This window comes from Macrococcus animalis (genome assembly GCF_047425875.1).
GTDB lineage: Bacteria > Bacillota > Bacilli > Staphylococcales > Staphylococcaceae > Macrococcoides > Macrococcoides animalis.
The window spans coordinates 1,576,041-1,592,035 of sequence record NZ_CP179727.1 but is presented as its reverse complement, the minus strand read 5'-3'; the positions used below and the strand labels follow the sequence as shown (position 1 = coordinate 1,592,035).

Genomic DNA, 15,995 nt, shown 5'->3' with positions numbered 1-15,995 from the left:
TTCTAAATTATTTTACGTCTTTATTCTCTTTATCGTCATGGTCTTTCATAATACCATCCGTTGCATCTTTGAATTCTTTTAAAGATGTCCCCATTGCGCGTCCAAATTCTGGTAACTTCTTAGGTCCAAAAATAATTAATGCGATAATACCTAAGAAAATGATTACTGGTCCAGATAAAGCTAAACCAACTGTATTAATAAATAACATCTATTTAACCCCCTAATGATTTTTCATAAAGAATATAAGTGACTGTAATTCGACACCTAAATCGATGTGATGAACGTGAAAGCCACTTGGCACTGTTAAACGTTCTGGTGTAAAGTTTAATATACCTTTTATTTGGGCTTTTGTCACTCTATTTGCCACATCCTGAGCGACTGCACCTGGTACTGTTAATATTACAACTTGGATTCCTGTCTCATCAACAATTTTTTCGAAATCTTTCATATCTTCAACTTTAATCTTACCAATCGTCTTACCAATAGAATTTGAACTTGTATCAAAAGCTGCTGTAATCTTCATGCGATCATTAATTGAGAAATTATAATTCACAAGAGCCGTACCTAAATTCCCGACACCGATGATCGCAACTTTCGTTATCATATCTTGTTGTAAAGTTGTCTTAAAAAAGTTTAATAAAAAGTTAACGTTGTAACCATAACCCTTTTTCCCTAGTTCACCAAAATAAGAAAAATCTCTACGTATTGTGGCTGAGTCGATTTGTAAGCCTTCGCTTAACTCTTTACTACTGACTCTTTCCACATTCGAATTATATAATGTATTAACAAAACGATAATATAAAGGAAGTCTCTTTAATGTGGCTTTAGGAATTTTTATTTCGTCCTTTGACATCCTATTCACCCGTTTACTAAATTATTTGTGATACATTTCACATCACTAATGATTATATCATTTAACATCTAAAATGACTATGTGAAATTTCACAAAATCGATTAAAATATTCCCACGTTATCACTCTTCATGTACAATGAAAGAGAGGTGAAACAACTTGATATTATTACAAGCTAGTAATTTAACTAAATCCTACTCAGGTGAAAATATATTTTCAAATGTAAAATTTGAAGTTAAATCAAATGATCGCATTGCTATCGTCGGTAGAAACGGCGCAGGCAAAACAACATTAATGAAGATTCTTGCCGGAACTGAAGATTTCGACTCAGGTAATCTATCGATGACGAAGAATATCAATCTTGGCTATCTAACACAACAAATGACTTTAAACGCTGAAGGCACAGTTTATGAAGCAATGAAAAAACCGTTTCTTCATTTAGATAAAATGCAACAAGAGCTAAACTCAATCGCACAGTATTTAAGCGAAGAAAGCCACAATGCAAACACTGAGGCATATCAAGAAAAACTAACCAGCTACGAAAAACTTCAGCAGAAATTTGAAGCACAAGATGGCTACCTTTATGAAACAAAAATTAAAACTGTCTTATCCGGCCTAAACTTCAAACCTGAAGATTTTGACCAAAAAATTAATACTTTCTCAGGTGGTCAAAAGACACGTCTTGCCTTAGCTGAGATGTTGTTACACAATCCAGATTTATTACTACTCGACGAACCGACCAACCATCTAGACATGGATACAACAGCATGGCTTGAAAACTATTTAACGACCTATAGCGGCGCAATTGTTATCATCTCACATGACCGATACTTCTTAGACAAAGTCGTCAACACAGTTTATGATGTAGCACTTGGTCAAGTTCAAAAGTATGTTGGAAACTATTCAAAATTCATCGAACAGCGTGATCAATTTTATGAAAAGATGCAAGCACAATATGAACGTCAACAAACTGAGATTAAACGACTTGAAACGTTCGTCCAAAAAAATATAACACGTGCATCAACGAGTGGCATGGCAAAATCACGTCGAAAAGTGCTAGAAAAAATGACGAAGATTGATATTCCAAAACAAGACGATCATTCAATGAACTTACGTTTCAACATTCAAAAAGAAACGGGGAATGACGTCCTTCGTATTAATAACTTAGCGATTGGATATGATACGCCACTTGCTGAACATTTGAACTTAGATATTAAAAAACAAGATGCTATTGCATTTATCGGTCCAAATGGTATCGGTAAAACAACCTTAATTAAAACAATTGCAAAACATTTAGAAGCATTACATGGTGAAATTCATTATGGCGCAAATCTTTCAATCGGTTATTATGACCAAAAACAAGCCGAATTCTCATCAAACAATACTGTGCTAGAAGAGCTATGGCAATACTATCCAACGATGCCAGAAAAAGATATTCGTACTGTACTCGGGCGTTTTCTATTCGTGCAAGATGATGTAAAAAAAATTATTAATGATTTATCTGGTGGTGAAAAAGCGCGACTCCAACTCGCAAAACTCAGCCTAGAAGAAAATAATGTGTTAATTCTTGATGAACCTACTAACCACTTAGATATCGACGCAAAAGAAGTGTTAGAAGAAGCACTCATCCATTATCCAGGTACATTACTGTTTGTCAGTCATGATCGTTATTTCATCAATAAAATTGCAACAAAGATATTCCAAATGACAGACAATGGTGGCAAGCTGTTCCTTGGTGACTACTCTTACTTTATCGAAAAAGAAGAAGAACGTGTAGCGCATGAAAGTTTAATAGAACAAAATACAAACCAAACAGTAAAAGAAGCAAACAACAACGAGTTTAAAGCGAATCAAAAGGAACGACGTAAACTTGAGCGTCAGTTAGAGACTACTGAAAAAGAGATTCAAGAGATCGAAAAGAAAATTACAGAACTTGAAGAACAATTGACACAACCCGATGTATATAATGACCATGAAAAGTCGTACACCTTAAATCAAGAATTAGTCGTACTCAATAATAAACTAGAACAAATGGTCGAACATTGGACTGAACTAGAATTAGCACTTGAAAATTAGCCGGCAAATGCCGGTTTTTTTGTGCACAAAGTTATACACATGAAAAATCCCTTTAAAACAGTAATCCACAAAGTTATTAGACTTATCCACAAAATAATGATATGAACCAATGCTTTTATTCGTGTAATACTCCCTATTGACTTATAGTTATCCACATTTTGTGCACAAGTTGTGTACAAGTACATATGTTCGCGTGGTTAAAAACAATACATAAATATATTATGAACGAGATTATTTACTTTCATATGAGGTATATACATAATATCCATATATTCTATGTCGTAAGAAAAGGAGTATTAATATGTATCGATTCCCTAGAAGTTGTTTAGGTAGCATTATTCTTTCAATACTACTTTCAATTATACTCACAGTTCTATTAAATGGCTGTGTTGCAATTATGCATTAAAAAAGAGACAGCGCATTTTTTTGCGCTGTCTCTTTAAGATTATAGTTCAATATTTGATCTACCGTTTAAGTTCATACCTGCAAAGTCTTGTTTTATAAATTGATAATATGCCGCTGCACCAATCATCGCGGCATTGTCTGTGCATAATTCGAATCTTGGTATCATCAATTTGATGCCTTTCTCTGCACATCTATCAGTCATGCGTGCACGTAATCCTTTATTGGCTGCAACACCACCACAAATCAATAGTTGATTAATATCATACGCTTGTAGTGCTTTAAACGTTTTTTCCGTTAATACATCAATAACACTTGCTTGAAAACTTGCTGCCACATCTTCAGGTTTATACGTTTCACCTTTTTGATTTTTATTATGCAATGTATTAATCACCGCACTTTTTAGTCCACTAAAGCTAAAGTCATATCCCTCAAGTATCGGACGTGGTAAGTTTAAGTTATCCTCACCTAATAAAGCCAAACGATCCACGTGAGGCCCCCCCGGATAAGGTAAATTAATTGTTCTTGCTACTTTATCATATGCTTCACCAACCGCATCATCACGTGTTTGTCCAATGATTTCAAAATTTAAATGATCTTTCATGACTACTAGTTCTGTATGACCACCAGATACTACTAATGCAAGTAACGGAAACGTTAACCTTTCTTCAATATGATTAGCGTATACATGTCCTGCAATATGATGTACAGGTATTAACGGTTTTTTATGCGCCAATGCTAATGCTTTAGCCGCATTTATTCCTACAAGTAACGCACCGATTAATCCAGGCCCTTCAGTAACTGCCACTGCATCGATGTCATCCCAAGTTAATTCTGATGTTGCAATAGCTTCTTCAATAACAATTGTAATATTTTCAACATGGTGTCGACTTGCAACTTCAGGTACAACTCCTCCAAAGCGTTTATGTGATTCGATTTGACTGTTCACTACATTACTCAACACGTCGTATCCATTTCTGACAATGCTTACGGCAGTCTCATCACAACTCGTTTCTATAGCTAATATAGTTACATCATTCATTTTAATTTCACCCACATCACTTTTGCATCCTGATTCGGACCATAATAGTCACGTCTCACACCGCCATAAGTAAATCCAAATGACTCATATAACCGACGTGCTGCTAAATTTTCTTCTCGTACTTCTAAACTCATCATTTCACACGTTAAACGTGCATAATTCATAACATACTCTAATAACAACTTGCCATAACCTTTCCCACGCAGCGACTCATCAATAGCTACTGTCGTAATTTGAGCCTGATCAATGACAATCCACATTCCTAAATAACCAATTACTTCATCATCTTGTGTCATGGTAAAGTAATGCGCAAATTCATTTTTTTCTAATTCATGATAAAAAGCATCTAATTTCCATGAACCTGATGGAAAAGCCTTCTTTTCAATTTCATAGATTGCTGGCACATCCTCCAACATCATCTTTCTTATTGTGAGTCCTGGTTGCTCTGCCAATTACGCTCAGCCTCCGAAATTCTTAAATACGTAGGTTCAAACGTATCTACATCTACCATATGCTCTTCTGTAATTAACCGTCTCATTTCTGCACTTCGAGGAATGCAGTAATAATTAGGTCCTTTAAGTTGATCAGCAAGCTTTTCAGCATCCATTCCAATAAATAAATAAGGTAGGTGTTGCTCTCTTAATTTTTGATTTAAATCATCAATAGATATATACATATCCTCTTCAATACGTTCTAATTTCACACCTTTATAACGATAAATTCCAGAATAAACATGGCTACGTCTTGCATCAATCACAGGGATTAATAAAAATTCATGCATTCTAACAGTAGCTGCAATTGCTGCTAAACTTGAAATTGCATATAAAGGAATTTTCAATGTATACGCCAAAGTTTTAGCCGCTGTTACCCCTATACGTAAACCCGTGTATGAACCTGGTCCCTTCGCTACAACAATCCCTTCAATATCTTCCATTTCTAAACTTGTGTATGCTAACAACGATTCAATCTGAGCCATCATAGTTATAGAATGGTTGATGCGCATTCCACTATTAAATTCAGCTAATACTTCATTACCATCTGTGATACTAACGGATAAAGGTTGATTACTCGTATCTATATGTAACAGTTTCATGCTCAATTTGCTCCTTTAAATTTATTGAACGTGTGCCTTTTGCACTTAGTTTAAACAATCTTCTTGTTTCATCAATACGTTCAATTTCTAATGTTAAATAATCATCAGGTAGGAAATCAGTAATCATTTGTGGCCACTCTACTAATGTAACCCCATCACCATAAAAATAATCATCAAAACCTAAATCATCTTCAGCCCCTTCTAAACGATAACAATCCATATGATGAAATGGCATACGACCTTCATATGATTTTATAATATTAAATGTAGGAGAATTGATAATACTGCTTACCCCTAAACCTGCTCCAAAATACTGGCTAAAGGTTGTTTTGCCAACACCTAAATCACCTTTTAATAATATTACTGTTTGTGGTTTTGAAAATCTTGCAATTGTCTCAGCAATTTTTTGAGTTTCTTCTATTGAATTGATTAGTAATTCCATTTATATTCACCTATTTTCAATTATCTATTATTGTATCACGAATCATCCATATAAATGTAGTTGATTGATGGATAATGAACAGAGTTCTAATTTAGTAGCTTATAAATTTAAGTAATTATGAATTGAGTGAGCCGATTAAGCTATATTTCGACCACTCAAAATTTCCACAAATAAAATCAAAAAAAGAGACCCCGAAGGATCTCTTATGAATTGCCCGGCAACGTCCTACTCTCGCAGATCGTAAGACCAACTACCATCGGCGCTAGAGAGCTTAACTTCTGTGTTCGGTATGGGAACAGGTGTGACCTCTCTGCCATCGTCACCAGATAAATGAAAGATAATAAATTATACTTTCAAAACTAGATAAGTAAGAAGAAATTAGATATTACTCGGCAATCCCGAATAAAAAATCTATAAAATTGATTAAGTCTTCGATCGATTAGTATTCGTCAGCTCCATACATTACTGTACTTCCACCTCGAACCTATTAACCTCATCATCTTTGAGGGATCTTATAACCGAAGTTGGGAAATCTCATCTTGAGGGGGGCTTCATGCTTAGATGCTTTCAGCACTTATCCCGTCCATACATAGCTACCCAGCTATGCCGCTGGCGCGACAACTGGTACACCAGAGGTATGTCCATCCCGGTCCTCTCGTACTAAGGACAGCTCCTCTCAAATTTCCTACGCCCACGACGGATAGGGACCGAACTGTCTCACGACGTTCTGAACCCAGCTCGCGTACCGCTTTAATGGGCGAACAGCCCAACCCTTGGGACCGACTACAGCCCCAGGATGCGATGAGCCGACATCGAGGTGCCAAACCTCCCCGTCGATGTGAACTCTTGGGGGAGATAAGCCTGTTATCCCCGGGGTAGCTTTTATCCGTTGAGCGATGGCCCTTCCATGCGGAACCACCGGATCACTAAGTCCGTCTTTCGACCCTGCTCGACTTGTAGGTCTCGCAGTCAAGCTCCCTTGTGCCTTTACACTCTGCGAATGATTTCCAACCATTCTGAGGGAACCTTTGAGCGCCTCCGTTACTCTTTAGGAGGCGACCGCCCCAGTCAAACTGCCCGCCTGACACTGTCTCCCACCACGATAAGTGGTGCGGGTTAGAAAGTCAACACAGCCAGGGTAGTATCCCACCAACGCCTCCACGTAAGCTGACGCTCACGTTTCAAAGGCTCCTACCTATCCTGTACAAGCTGTGCCGAATTTCAATATCAGGCTGCAGTAAAGCTCCACGGGGTCTTTCCGTCCTGTCGCGGGTAACCTGCATCTTCACAGGTACTATGATTTCACCGAGTCTCTCGTTGAGACAGTGCCCAAATCGTTACGCCTTTCGTGCGGGTCGGAACTTACCCGACAAGGAATTTCGCTACCTTAGGACCGTTATAGTTACGGCCGCCGTTTACTGGGGCTTCAATTCGTAGCTTCGCAAGATGCTAACCACTCCTTTTAACCTTCCAGCACCGGGCAGGCGTCAGCCCCTATACGTCACCTTACGGTTTTGCAGAGACCTGTGTTTTTGATAAACAGTCGCTTGGGCCTATTCACTGCGGCTCTTCAAGGCTTGCACCCTAAAAAGCACCCCTTCTCCCGAAGTTACGGGGTCATTTTGCCGAGTTCCTTAACGAGAGTTCGCTCGCTCACCTTAGAATTCTCATCTTGACTACCTGTGTCGGTTTGCGGTACGGGCACCTAATTTCTAACTAGAGGCTTTTCTTGGCAGTGTGAAATCAACGACTTCGCTACTATAATTTCGCTCCCCATCACACCTTGATCTTAATGAATACCGGATTTGCCTAATATTCAATCTCAGTGCTTGGACGTACATAACCAACAGTACGCTTCGCCTATCCTACTGCGTCCCCCCATCGTTCAAACAATCTTAGGTGGTACAGGAATATCTACCTGTTATCCATCGCCTACGCCATTCGGCCTCGGCTTAGGTCCCGACTAACCCAGAGCGGACGAGCCTTCCTCTGGAAACCTTAGTCAATCGGTGGACGGGATTCTCACCCGTCTTTCGCTACTCACACCGGCATTCTCACTTCTAAGCGCTCCACATGTCCTTACGATCATGCTTCGACGCTGCTTAGAACGCTCTCCTACCATCCTTACGGATCCACAGCTTCGGTAATATGTTTAGCCCCGGTACATTTTCGGCGCAGCGTCACTCGACTAGTGAGCTATTACGCACTCTTTAAATGATGGCTGCTTCTAAGCCAACATCCTAGTTGTCTGGGCAACGCCACATCCTTTTCCACTTAACATATATTTTGGGACCTTAGCTGGTGGTCTGGGCTGTTTCCCTCTCGACTACGGACCTTATCACCCGCAGTCTGACTCCCGTGTTAAATTATTTGGCATTCGGAGTTTGTCTGAATTCGGTAACCCGAGGGGGGCCCCTAGTCCAAACAGTGCTCTACCTCCAATAATCATCACACGAGGCTAGCCCTAAAGCTATTTCGGAGAGAACCAGCTATCTCCAGGTTCGATTGGAATTTCTCCGCTACCCACACCTCATCCGCTCACTTTTCAACGTAAGTCGGTTCGGTCCTCCATTCAGTGTTACCTGAACTTCAACCTGGACATGGGTAGATCACCTGGTTTCGGGTCTACGACCTGATACTCATTCGCCCTATTCAGACTCGCTTTCGCTACGGCTCCACATATACTGCTTAACCTTGCATCAAATCGTAACTCGCCGGTTCATTCTACAAAAGGCACGCCATCACCCATTAACGGGCTCTGACTACTTGTAAGCACACGGTTTCAGGTTCTATTTCACTCCCCTTCCGGGGTGCTTTTCACCTTTCCCTCACGGTACTGGTTCACTATCGGTCACTAGAGAGTGTTTAGCCTTGGGAGATGGTCCTCCCGGATTCCGACGGAATTCCACGTGTTCCGCCGTACTCAGGATCCACTCAGGAGAGAACAATTTTTCGACTACAGGGCCTTTACCTTCTATGGCTGACTTTTCCAAAGTCATTCGTCTAAATTGTTCCTTTGTAACTCCGTATTGAGTGTCCTACAACCCCAAAGAGCAAGCTCTTTGGTTTGGGCTCTTCCCGTTTCGCTCGCCGCTACTAAGGGAATCGAGTTTTCTTTCTCTTCCTCCGGGTACTTAGATGTTTCAGTTCTCCGGGTGTGCCTTCTCATATACTATGTATTCATATATGGATAACATGACATAACTCATGCTGGGTTTCCCCATTCGGAAATCTTTGGATCAAAGCTTACTTACAGCTCCCCAAAGCATATCGTCGTTAGTAACGTCCTTCTTCGGCTTCTAGTGCCAAGGCATCCACCGTGCGCCCTTAATAACTTAATCTGTTATTAATAATTGTGATGTTTATACATAAATGTATAAACGCGCGATTTTTTTAAGAATTCAAATATGAACTCACTCGGTTTTGCTTGGTAAAATCTTTTATTTCTTCTTACTTTATCTAGTTTTCAAAGTACAATTGAATATTTCATATTGACCGAAGGTCAAATATAAACATTCAAAACTGAATACAATATATCAATGTTAATCCCTATCAAATCTTAAAGATTTGATTTCCGTAATTATCCTTAGAAAGGAGGTGATCCAGCCGCACCTTCCGATACGGCTACCTTGTTACGACTTCACCCCAATCATCTGTCCCACCTTCGACGGCTAGCTCCTAAAAGGTTACTCCACCGGCTTCGGGTGTTACAAACTCTCGTGGTGTGACGGGCGGTGTGTACAAGACCCGGGAACGTATTCACCGTAGCATGCTGATCTACGATTACTAGCGATTCCAGCTTCATGTAGTCGAGTTGCAGACTACAATCCGAACTGAGAATGGTTTTATGGGATTTGCTTGACCTCGCGGTTTTGCTGCCCTTTGTACCATCCATTGTAGCACGTGTGTAGCCCAAATCATAAGGGGCATGATGATTTGACGTCATCCCCACCTTCCTCCGGTTTATCACCGGCAGTCTCTCTAGAGTGCCCAACTTAATGATGGCAACTAAAGATAAGGGTTGCGCTCGTTGCGGGACTTAACCCAACATCTCACGACACGAGCTGACGACAACCATGCACCACCTGTCACTTTGTCCCCCGAAGGGGAAAGCTCTATCTCTAGAGTTGTCAAAGGATGTCAAGATTTGGTAAGGTTCTTCGCGTTGCTTCGAATTAAACCACATGCTCCACCGCTTGTGCGGGTCCCCGTCAATTCCTTTGAGTTTCAGTCTTGCGACCGTACTCCCCAGGCGGAGTGCTTAATGCGTTAGCTGCAGCACTGAGGGGCGGAAACCCCCCAACACTTAGCACTCATCGTTTACGGCGTGGACTACCAGGGTATCTAATCCTGTTTGATCCCCACGCTTTCGCACCTCAGCGTCAGTTACAGACCAGAGAGCCGCCTTCGCCACTGGTGTTCCTCCATATCTCTGCGCATTTCACCGCTACACATGGAATTCCACTCTCCTCTTCTGTACTCAAGTCTCCCAGTTTCCAATGACCCTCCCCGGTTGAGCCGGGGGCTTTCACATCAGACTTAAGAGACCGCCTACGCGCGCTTTACGCCCAATAATTCCGGATAACGCTTGCCACCTACGTATTACCGCGGCTGCTGGCACGTAGTTAGCCGTGGCTTTCTGGTAAGGTACCGTCAAGGTACGTTCAGTTACTAACGTACTTGTTCTTCCCTTACAACAGAGTTTTACGATCCGAAAACCTTCTTCACTCACGCGGCGTTGCTCCGTCAGACTTTCGTCCATTGCGGAAGATTCCCTACTGCTGCCTCCCGTAGGAGTCTGGGCCGTGTCTCAGTCCCAGTGTGGCCGATCACCCTCTCAGGTCGGCTATGTATCGTTGCCTTGGTGAGCCGTTACCTCACCAACTAGCTAATACACCGCAGGTCCATCTATAAGTGACAGCAAAACCGTCTTTCACTTTTGCTTCATGCGAAGCTAAATATTATCCGGTATTAGCTCCGGTTTCCCGAAGTTATCCCAGTCTTATAGGTAGGTTACCCACGTGTTACTCACCCGTCCGCCGCTAAAATCGAGAGATGCAAGCATCTCTGTCAATTCGCTCGACTTGCATGTATTAGGCACGCCGCCAGCGTTCATCCTGAGCCAGGATCAAACTCTCCATAATAGTTTGTTTGATAATGCTCTTTTGATTGCTTGAGGCAATCACTCTTGGGAGTGAACTAAGTCCACTCAAATTATTGGAATTAACGTTGACATATTGTCATTCAGTTTTCAATGTTCATTTTAAGTATTTAATGGAGCGGGTGATCGGAATCGAACCGACAACATCAGCTTGGAAGGCTGAGGTTTTACCACTAAACTACACCCGCATTATATCATATGTTAAAAGTGTTAAAGTGCGACCGAGAGGATTTGAACCTCCACTGGATTGCTCCAACTAGGCCCTCAACCTAGCGCGTCTGCCGTTCCGCCACGATCGCGTGTTGGCATTCTTTCACTTGTCATCTCTTTTAACGACAAGATTAAGTATATAATGTTTTGATTAATAAGTCAACAACTTTTTAAAAGTTTTTTTAATTTCTTAAATCTTTTGTTAAGATTGTAAAATTATCAAAAGTGACCCCTACGGGATTCGAACCCGTGTTACCGCCGTGAAAGGGCGGTGTCTTAACCGCTTGACCAAGGGGCCGTGTTTCAACAACGAAATTAATCTTATAATGATTTGAATATAAAGTCAACACTTTTTATCAAAAAAAATTACTAAATGTAAATCTTCTCTCAATTAGGCAATTATACATATAAAAATGACACGAATATGCACAAAAGAAAACAGCGTAACTAATGCTACGCTGCTCCTCACCATATTTTTGTTAATGATATCCTACCAAAACATTTCGAACATTTATAATTTGTTGTATTCATGCGACGTTTTCTTAAATAATTTTGACCACATCTTTTACATGTATAAGTATATTTATATCCTTTCAAAGAAGGAATCATTTCACAATACCTTGGTGCACCAACTTTCTCAGATAACAATTTAAAGTCTTTGTCACGATGTTGATATCCTTTTCCTTCTATATGAAGATGATAATGCACTAATTCGTGTTTAATGATATCAGACAATGCATCTTCACCAAATGCTATATACTGTTTTGGATTTATTTCAATGTTGTGACTTCTAAGTAAATAACGTCCACCCGTTGTACGTAATCTATTGTTAAAAACTGCATCATGCACAAATGGCTTACCGAAGTATTCCATAGAAATAGTCTCAACCAACTGTTGTAAATCCCTATTTTCCATTTGGATTTTTCATTGTCAATGCGACTTTCCCTTTGTCTTCAAAAATATCTTCAATCCAAACATCGACAATATCCCCAACTGAAACTACATCAGTCGGATGCTTAACATACTTATTTGATAGTTTAGAGATATGAACGAGTCCATCTTGTTTTACACCTATATCTACGAATGCACCAAAGTCTACTACATTACGAACTGTACCTGATAACTTCATACCTTTACGTAAATCTTCTATAGATAAAACATCAGATTTTAATAATGGTGTTTCAAAGTCTTCACGTGGATCGCGTCCCGGTGCAATCAATGCAGCTATAATATCTTCTAGTGTAGGTATACCTATGGATAATTCTTCAGAAACTATTTCTAACTTCAATGCATTCAGCTTCTCTTTTAATATATCAGTTCCTAAATCATTAATTGTTAGACCAATAGATTTAATCAATTCATAAGTAGCTTTATAACTTTCTGGGTGAATACCGGTATTATCTAGAGGTTCACTCCCATCTGGTATCCTCATAAACCCAATACTTTGTTCAAACGTTTTCTTACCTAATCGTGGAATCTTAGCAATTTCTTTATGATGTTTGATTGGGCCATTTTCTTCACGATGCTTAATAATATTATCAGCTACTGTCGAAGATAATCCCGACACATATTGCAATAATGGTCCCGATGCCGTATTTACATTGACTCCAATTTTATTTACTGCTGTTTCAACTACAAAAGTTAAAGCTTCATTAAGGGCCTTTTGGTTAACGTCGTGTTGATATTGACCCACTCCGATTGATTTTGGATCGATTTTTACCAGTTCAGATAATGGATCTTGTACGCGTCGTCCAATAGAAACGGCACTTCTTTCTTCAACTTGAAAGTCGGGAAACTCTTTTCGTGCTAAGTCACTCGCTGAATAAACAGAGGCACCAGCTTCGTTAACGATAATATACTTAACGTCTAGTTTATTCTCTTTTATAAGCTCTGCTACGAATTGTTCTGATTCACGACTTGCAGTCCCATTACCAATTGCAATCAATTCAACATTATTCTTATTAATTAACTCAAGCATTTTCTTTTTCGCTTCTGACATTTTACTTACTGGTGGATGTGGGTAAATCACTGATTTTTCAACGAATGTTCCGAATTTATTGATTACTGCAAGTTTACACCCTGTTCGATAAGCTGGGTCAAGACCTAGAATTATCTTACCTTTAAGAGGCGCTTGTAATAATAAATTTTCTAAATTTACCGCAAAAATATCAATCGCTTGTGTTTCTGCTTTTTCAGTAAGCTCATTACGAATTTCACGTTCGATTGACGGTAAAATTAAACGCTTTAATGCTTCTTCTATCGCTAAATCGATATATTGATTTGAATCGACTTCCTTTTTGATGAATTGTTTGCGTATATAAGACTTAATCCGAGCATCATCAACATCCACACTAACTTTTAATATACCTTCTTTTTCACCACGATTTATCGCAAGCGTTCTGTGCGGTACAATCTTACTCACTTTTTCAGAGTAATCATAGTACATTTCAAAAACACCTTTTTCATCTTCAGCTTTTTTCTTCTTCGTTGTTACAATAAATCCATTTGATTCAATAAACTGTAGAATATACTCACGATATTTCGGCTCATCTGAAATGATTTCTGCGATTATATCAATAGCACCACTTATTGCCGCTTCGACATTTTCTACTTCTTCACCAACAAAATTTGCAGCTTCGCTAGCGATATCTTTACCTTCAAAAGATAAAATCATTTGCGCTAACGGCTCTAATCCTTTACGTTTAGCTTCAGTTGCACGTGTTTTTTTCTTTTGTTTAAATGGACGATATAAATCTTCTACACGTTGTAGTTTCACTTGTTCCATTATTTCTTTACGAAGTTCTTCTGTTAACAGTCCTTGTGACTCAATTGTGCGTATGACATCGTCCTTACGTTTTTGAAGTGTTTCCATATAACGATATTCCGTTTCAATATCTTTAATTTCAACTTCATCTAACCCACCTGTTACTTCTTTACGGTAACGAGCAATAAAAGGTACTGTATTTTTCTCTTCTAACAAGTTCAATACAGCTTCTATTTGATTTCTCTTAAATGGTAATTTTTCAATGATTAATTCAATAATATGTTTTTGCATAGCTGCCTCCTTAAGATTAAGTATATTTTAACACAACAGAAAAACTGCTGAAAACAATCGCTTGTTATCAGCAGTTTAAAATTTAACTCTTTTGCACAGCATCTCGTAACTTTTTAATTGCAGTACGTTGAAGTCTTGAAACATGCATCTGGCTTAAACCAATCTTTTCACCTGTCTCTTTTTGACTTAACCCTTCAATAAAAGTACACTGAATAATTTCTTTTTCTCGTTCTGATAATATTGGCAATACCTTTTCTAGAATCATACGTTTCTCAGTCAATTCATATCCTTCTTCTGTATCACCCATAACATCTAATAATGTTACCGTTGAACCATCTTTGTCTGCTTCAATAGAATGATCGACACTTAAGGCATTGTAACTTTGCCCCATTTCCATCGCTTCTAACACTTCTTCTTCAGTTGCTTCTATGTATTCTGCAATCTCAATGATTTTAGGAGAACGACCCAGTTCATTGGTTAATTCATCTGTTGCCTTCTTAATCTTAGGACCAATTTCTTTAATACGTCTAGGAACATGGACACTCCATGTCTTATCCCTTAAATAACGTTTGATTTCTCCAATGACAGTTGGTACTAAAAACGCTTCAAATTTACGGTCAAAACTTACATCGAATCGATTAATCGCTCCAAGTAATCCCACCATACCCACTTGTACTAAGTCTTCATGGTGACTTTGACCTTTTGAATAGCGATAGGCTAATGACTCTACTAACTTCTTATAATGCATAACGAGTTCATTTTGAGCCATTTCATCTTTAGTATCTTGATAAAGCTTTATCCAAGCATTAATCTCCTCTGGAGTAACATCATTATAATTTGAACTTGCCATGAAGTTACACCTGCTCCCCCGCAATATACTTAGTCATACTAATCGTAACACCGCTATCTTTCTTAACATTAACTTCGTCCATTAATGATTCGATTAAGAATAAGCCTAATCCACCTTCACGAATGAAATCAACATTTTCATTTTCTTGATATGGGCCAAGTTCAGATTTTGCTCGTTCATAGTCAAAGCTTGTGCCAGAATCTGAAACTATCACTTCCACTTTATCTTCGAATATAACGTAACCGACTAATACGTCTCCTTTTACGTCACCTTTATATGCGTGTTTAACAGCATTAGTCACAGCTTCACTGACTGCAATCTTTGTGTCTTCAATATCATCATATGATGCGCCAGCTCTGTTTAGAATCCCTGATAAAGTTAAACGCACTAAACCAACATATTCAGCAGCAGCAGGAAATCTCATTTCTACGTAATCGTAAGTTTTTTCCATATTAATCTACCTCCACCGGTTGGTTGACGTGCATTAATTCTTTTAGACCAGTAATATCAAATAATCTTTCAATACGGCTATTTACACCTAAAACATATAATTCTTTATTATTCTTGTTTAATTCCTTTAATGTTCCTACAAATAACCCTAGACCTGTACTGTCCATATAAGTTACTTCATCGATATGTAAGTGTATATCATGAGTCCCCGTTGTTCTTATTGGTACTAATACTTCTTGTAATTGTGGTACCGTAGCGACATCTAATTCCCCAGCTACTTTTATTTGATAATACCCTTGTTTTTCAACCGAATCGATAGTTAAGTTCATTTTCATTCTCCTTAAATCAAAAAAATAATTATAC

The 15,995-nt window shown here is 39.0% G+C and carries 12 protein-coding genes, 3 tRNA genes and 3 rRNA genes; 1 reads left to right on the top strand and 17 read right to left on the bottom strand.

Annotation, left to right across the window (positions count from 1 at the left end; translation table 11 throughout):
* Positions 1 to 7: 7 nt before the first annotated feature.
* Together tatA and ACMGE9_RS08320 are read right to left on the bottom strand one after the other, a co-directional pair.
* Positions 8 to 208: a twin-arginine translocase TatA/TatE family subunit gene (gene tatA, locus ACMGE9_RS08325; RefSeq protein ID WP_414042335.1), complete on the bottom strand. Its 201-nt coding sequence runs from the start codon at positions 206 to 208 to the stop codon at positions 8 to 10.
* Positions 209 to 220: 12 nt separating this feature from the next.
* Complete coding sequence (locus tag ACMGE9_RS08320; protein ID WP_414042334.1) at positions 221 to 853, bottom strand: redox-sensing transcriptional repressor Rex; 633 nt, start codon at positions 851 to 853, stop codon at positions 221 to 223.
* 157 nt (positions 854 to 1,010) lie between these two features.
* Between ACMGE9_RS08320 and ACMGE9_RS08315 the strand changes: the two genes are divergently transcribed.
* Entirely contained in the window at positions 1,011 to 2,927 is a 1,917-nt protein-coding gene (locus tag ACMGE9_RS08315) for an ABC-F family ATP-binding cassette domain-containing protein (RefSeq protein ID WP_414042333.1), read from the top strand.
* 445 nt (positions 2,928 to 3,372) lie between these two features.
* On the opposite strand, the gene tsaD is transcribed toward ACMGE9_RS08315, so the two are convergent.
* From tsaD to ACMGE9_RS08240, 15 genes are all read right to left on the bottom strand, one after another.
* Complete coding sequence (gene tsaD, locus ACMGE9_RS08310) at positions 3,373 to 4,371, bottom strand: tRNA (adenosine(37)-N6)-threonylcarbamoyltransferase complex transferase subunit TsaD (RefSeq protein ID WP_414042332.1); 999 nt, start codon at positions 4,369 to 4,371, stop codon at positions 3,373 to 3,375.
* Positions 4,368 to 4,790: a ribosomal protein S18-alanine N-acetyltransferase gene (rimI, locus tag ACMGE9_RS08305; RefSeq protein WP_414044478.1), complete on the bottom strand. Its 423-nt coding sequence runs from the start codon at positions 4,788 to 4,790 to the stop codon at positions 4,368 to 4,370. The genes tsaD and rimI overlap by 4 nt, the downstream gene beginning before the upstream one ends.
* A gap of 5 nt (positions 4,791 to 4,795) precedes the next feature.
* Positions 4,796 to 5,464, bottom strand: coding sequence for a tRNA (adenosine(37)-N6)-threonylcarbamoyltransferase complex dimerization subunit type 1 TsaB (tsaB, locus tag ACMGE9_RS08300; RefSeq protein WP_414042331.1), 669 nt, complete (start codon positions 5,462 to 5,464; stop codon positions 4,796 to 4,798).
* The gene (gene tsaE, locus ACMGE9_RS08295; protein ID WP_414042330.1) at positions 5,436 to 5,906 is read right to left on the bottom strand and encodes a tRNA (adenosine(37)-N6)-threonylcarbamoyltransferase complex ATPase subunit type 1 TsaE; all 471 of its coding nucleotides are present in this window, start codon (positions 5,904 to 5,906) and stop codon (positions 5,436 to 5,438) included. The genes tsaB and tsaE overlap by 29 nt, the downstream gene beginning before the upstream one ends.
* A 212-nt stretch (positions 5,907 to 6,118) precedes the next feature.
* Positions 6,119 to 6,233, bottom strand: a 5S ribosomal RNA gene (rrf, locus tag ACMGE9_RS08290).
* Between the two features lie 92 nt (positions 6,234 to 6,325).
* Positions 6,326 to 9,247 (bottom strand): 23S ribosomal RNA (locus ACMGE9_RS08285).
* A gap of 249 nt (positions 9,248 to 9,496) precedes the next feature.
* A 16S ribosomal RNA gene (locus ACMGE9_RS08280) occupies positions 9,497 to 11,050 on the bottom strand.
* Together the 16S, 23S and 5S rRNA genes with 3 tRNA genes alongside form the textbook arrangement of a ribosomal RNA operon.
* Before the next feature lie 131 nt (positions 11,051 to 11,181).
* Positions 11,182 to 11,255, bottom strand: a tRNA-Gly gene (locus ACMGE9_RS08275).
* Between the two features lie 28 nt (positions 11,256 to 11,283).
* Positions 11,284 to 11,366, bottom strand: a tRNA-Leu gene (locus ACMGE9_RS08270).
* 137 nt (positions 11,367 to 11,503) lie between these two features.
* Positions 11,504 to 11,575 (bottom strand) — tRNA-Glu (locus ACMGE9_RS08265).
* 167 nt (positions 11,576 to 11,742) lie between these two features.
* On the bottom strand, positions 11,743 to 12,192 hold the full coding sequence (locus tag ACMGE9_RS08260; protein ID WP_414042329.1) for a SprT family protein: 450 nt from the start codon (positions 12,190 to 12,192) through the stop codon (positions 11,743 to 11,745).
* Complete coding sequence (locus ACMGE9_RS08255; RefSeq protein ID WP_414042328.1) at positions 12,182 to 14,332, bottom strand: Tex family protein; 2,151 nt, start codon at positions 14,330 to 14,332, stop codon at positions 12,182 to 12,184. The genes ACMGE9_RS08260 and ACMGE9_RS08255 overlap by 11 nt, the downstream gene beginning before the upstream one ends.
* Before the next feature lie 82 nt (positions 14,333 to 14,414).
* Complete coding sequence (gene sigB / locus ACMGE9_RS08250; protein ID WP_414042327.1) at positions 14,415 to 15,182, bottom strand: RNA polymerase sigma factor SigB; 768 nt, start codon at positions 15,180 to 15,182, stop codon at positions 14,415 to 14,417.
* 4 nt (positions 15,183 to 15,186) lie between these two features.
* Positions 15,187 to 15,633, bottom strand: coding sequence for an anti-sigma B factor RsbW (rsbW, locus tag ACMGE9_RS08245; protein WP_414042326.1), 447 nt, complete (start codon positions 15,631 to 15,633; stop codon positions 15,187 to 15,189).
* A gap of 1 nt (position 15,634) precedes the next feature.
* Complete coding sequence (locus ACMGE9_RS08240; RefSeq protein ID WP_414042325.1) at positions 15,635 to 15,961, bottom strand: anti-sigma factor antagonist; 327 nt, start codon at positions 15,959 to 15,961, stop codon at positions 15,635 to 15,637.
* Positions 15,962 to 15,995 lie beyond the last annotated feature (34 nt).

What these genes read in the sequence shown, in the direction of transcription:
- tatA (WP_414042335.1), bottom strand. Translation starts at nt 208, where the DNA reads ATGTTATTTATTAATACAGTTGGTTTAGCTTTATCTGGACCAGTAATC.
- ACMGE9_RS08320 (WP_414042334.1), bottom strand. Translation starts at nt 853, where the DNA reads ATGTCAAAGGACGAAATAAAAATTCCTAAAGCCACATTAAAGAGACTT.
- tsaD (WP_414042332.1), bottom strand. Translation starts at nt 4,371, where the DNA reads ATGAATGATGTAACTATATTAGCTATAGAAACGAGTTGTGATGAGACT.
- rimI (WP_414044478.1), bottom strand. Translation starts at nt 4,790, where the DNA reads ATGATGTTGGAGGATGTGCCAGCAATCTATGAAATTGAAAAGAAGGCT.
- tsaB (WP_414042331.1), bottom strand. Translation starts at nt 5,464, where the DNA reads ATGAAACTGTTACATATAGATACGAGTAATCAACCTTTATCCGTTAGT.
- tsaE (WP_414042330.1), bottom strand. Translation starts at nt 5,906, where the DNA reads ATGGAATTACTAATCAATTCAATAGAAGAAACTCAAAAAATTGCTGAG.
- ACMGE9_RS08260 (WP_414042329.1), bottom strand. Translation starts at nt 12,192, where the DNA reads ATGGAAAATAGGGATTTACAACAGTTGGTTGAGACTATTTCTATGGAA.
- ACMGE9_RS08255 (WP_414042328.1), bottom strand. Translation starts at nt 14,332, where the DNA reads ATGCAAAAACATATTATTGAATTAATCATTGAAAAATTACCATTTAAG.
- sigB (WP_414042327.1), bottom strand. Translation starts at nt 15,182, where the DNA reads ATGGCAAGTTCAAATTATAATGATGTTACTCCAGAGGAGATTAATGCT.
- rsbW (WP_414042326.1), bottom strand. Translation starts at nt 15,633, where the DNA reads ATGGAAAAAACTTACGATTACGTAGAAATGAGATTTCCTGCTGCTGCT.
- ACMGE9_RS08240 (WP_414042325.1), bottom strand. Translation starts at nt 15,961, where the DNA reads ATGAACTTAACTATCGATTCGGTTGAAAAACAAGGGTATTATCAAATA.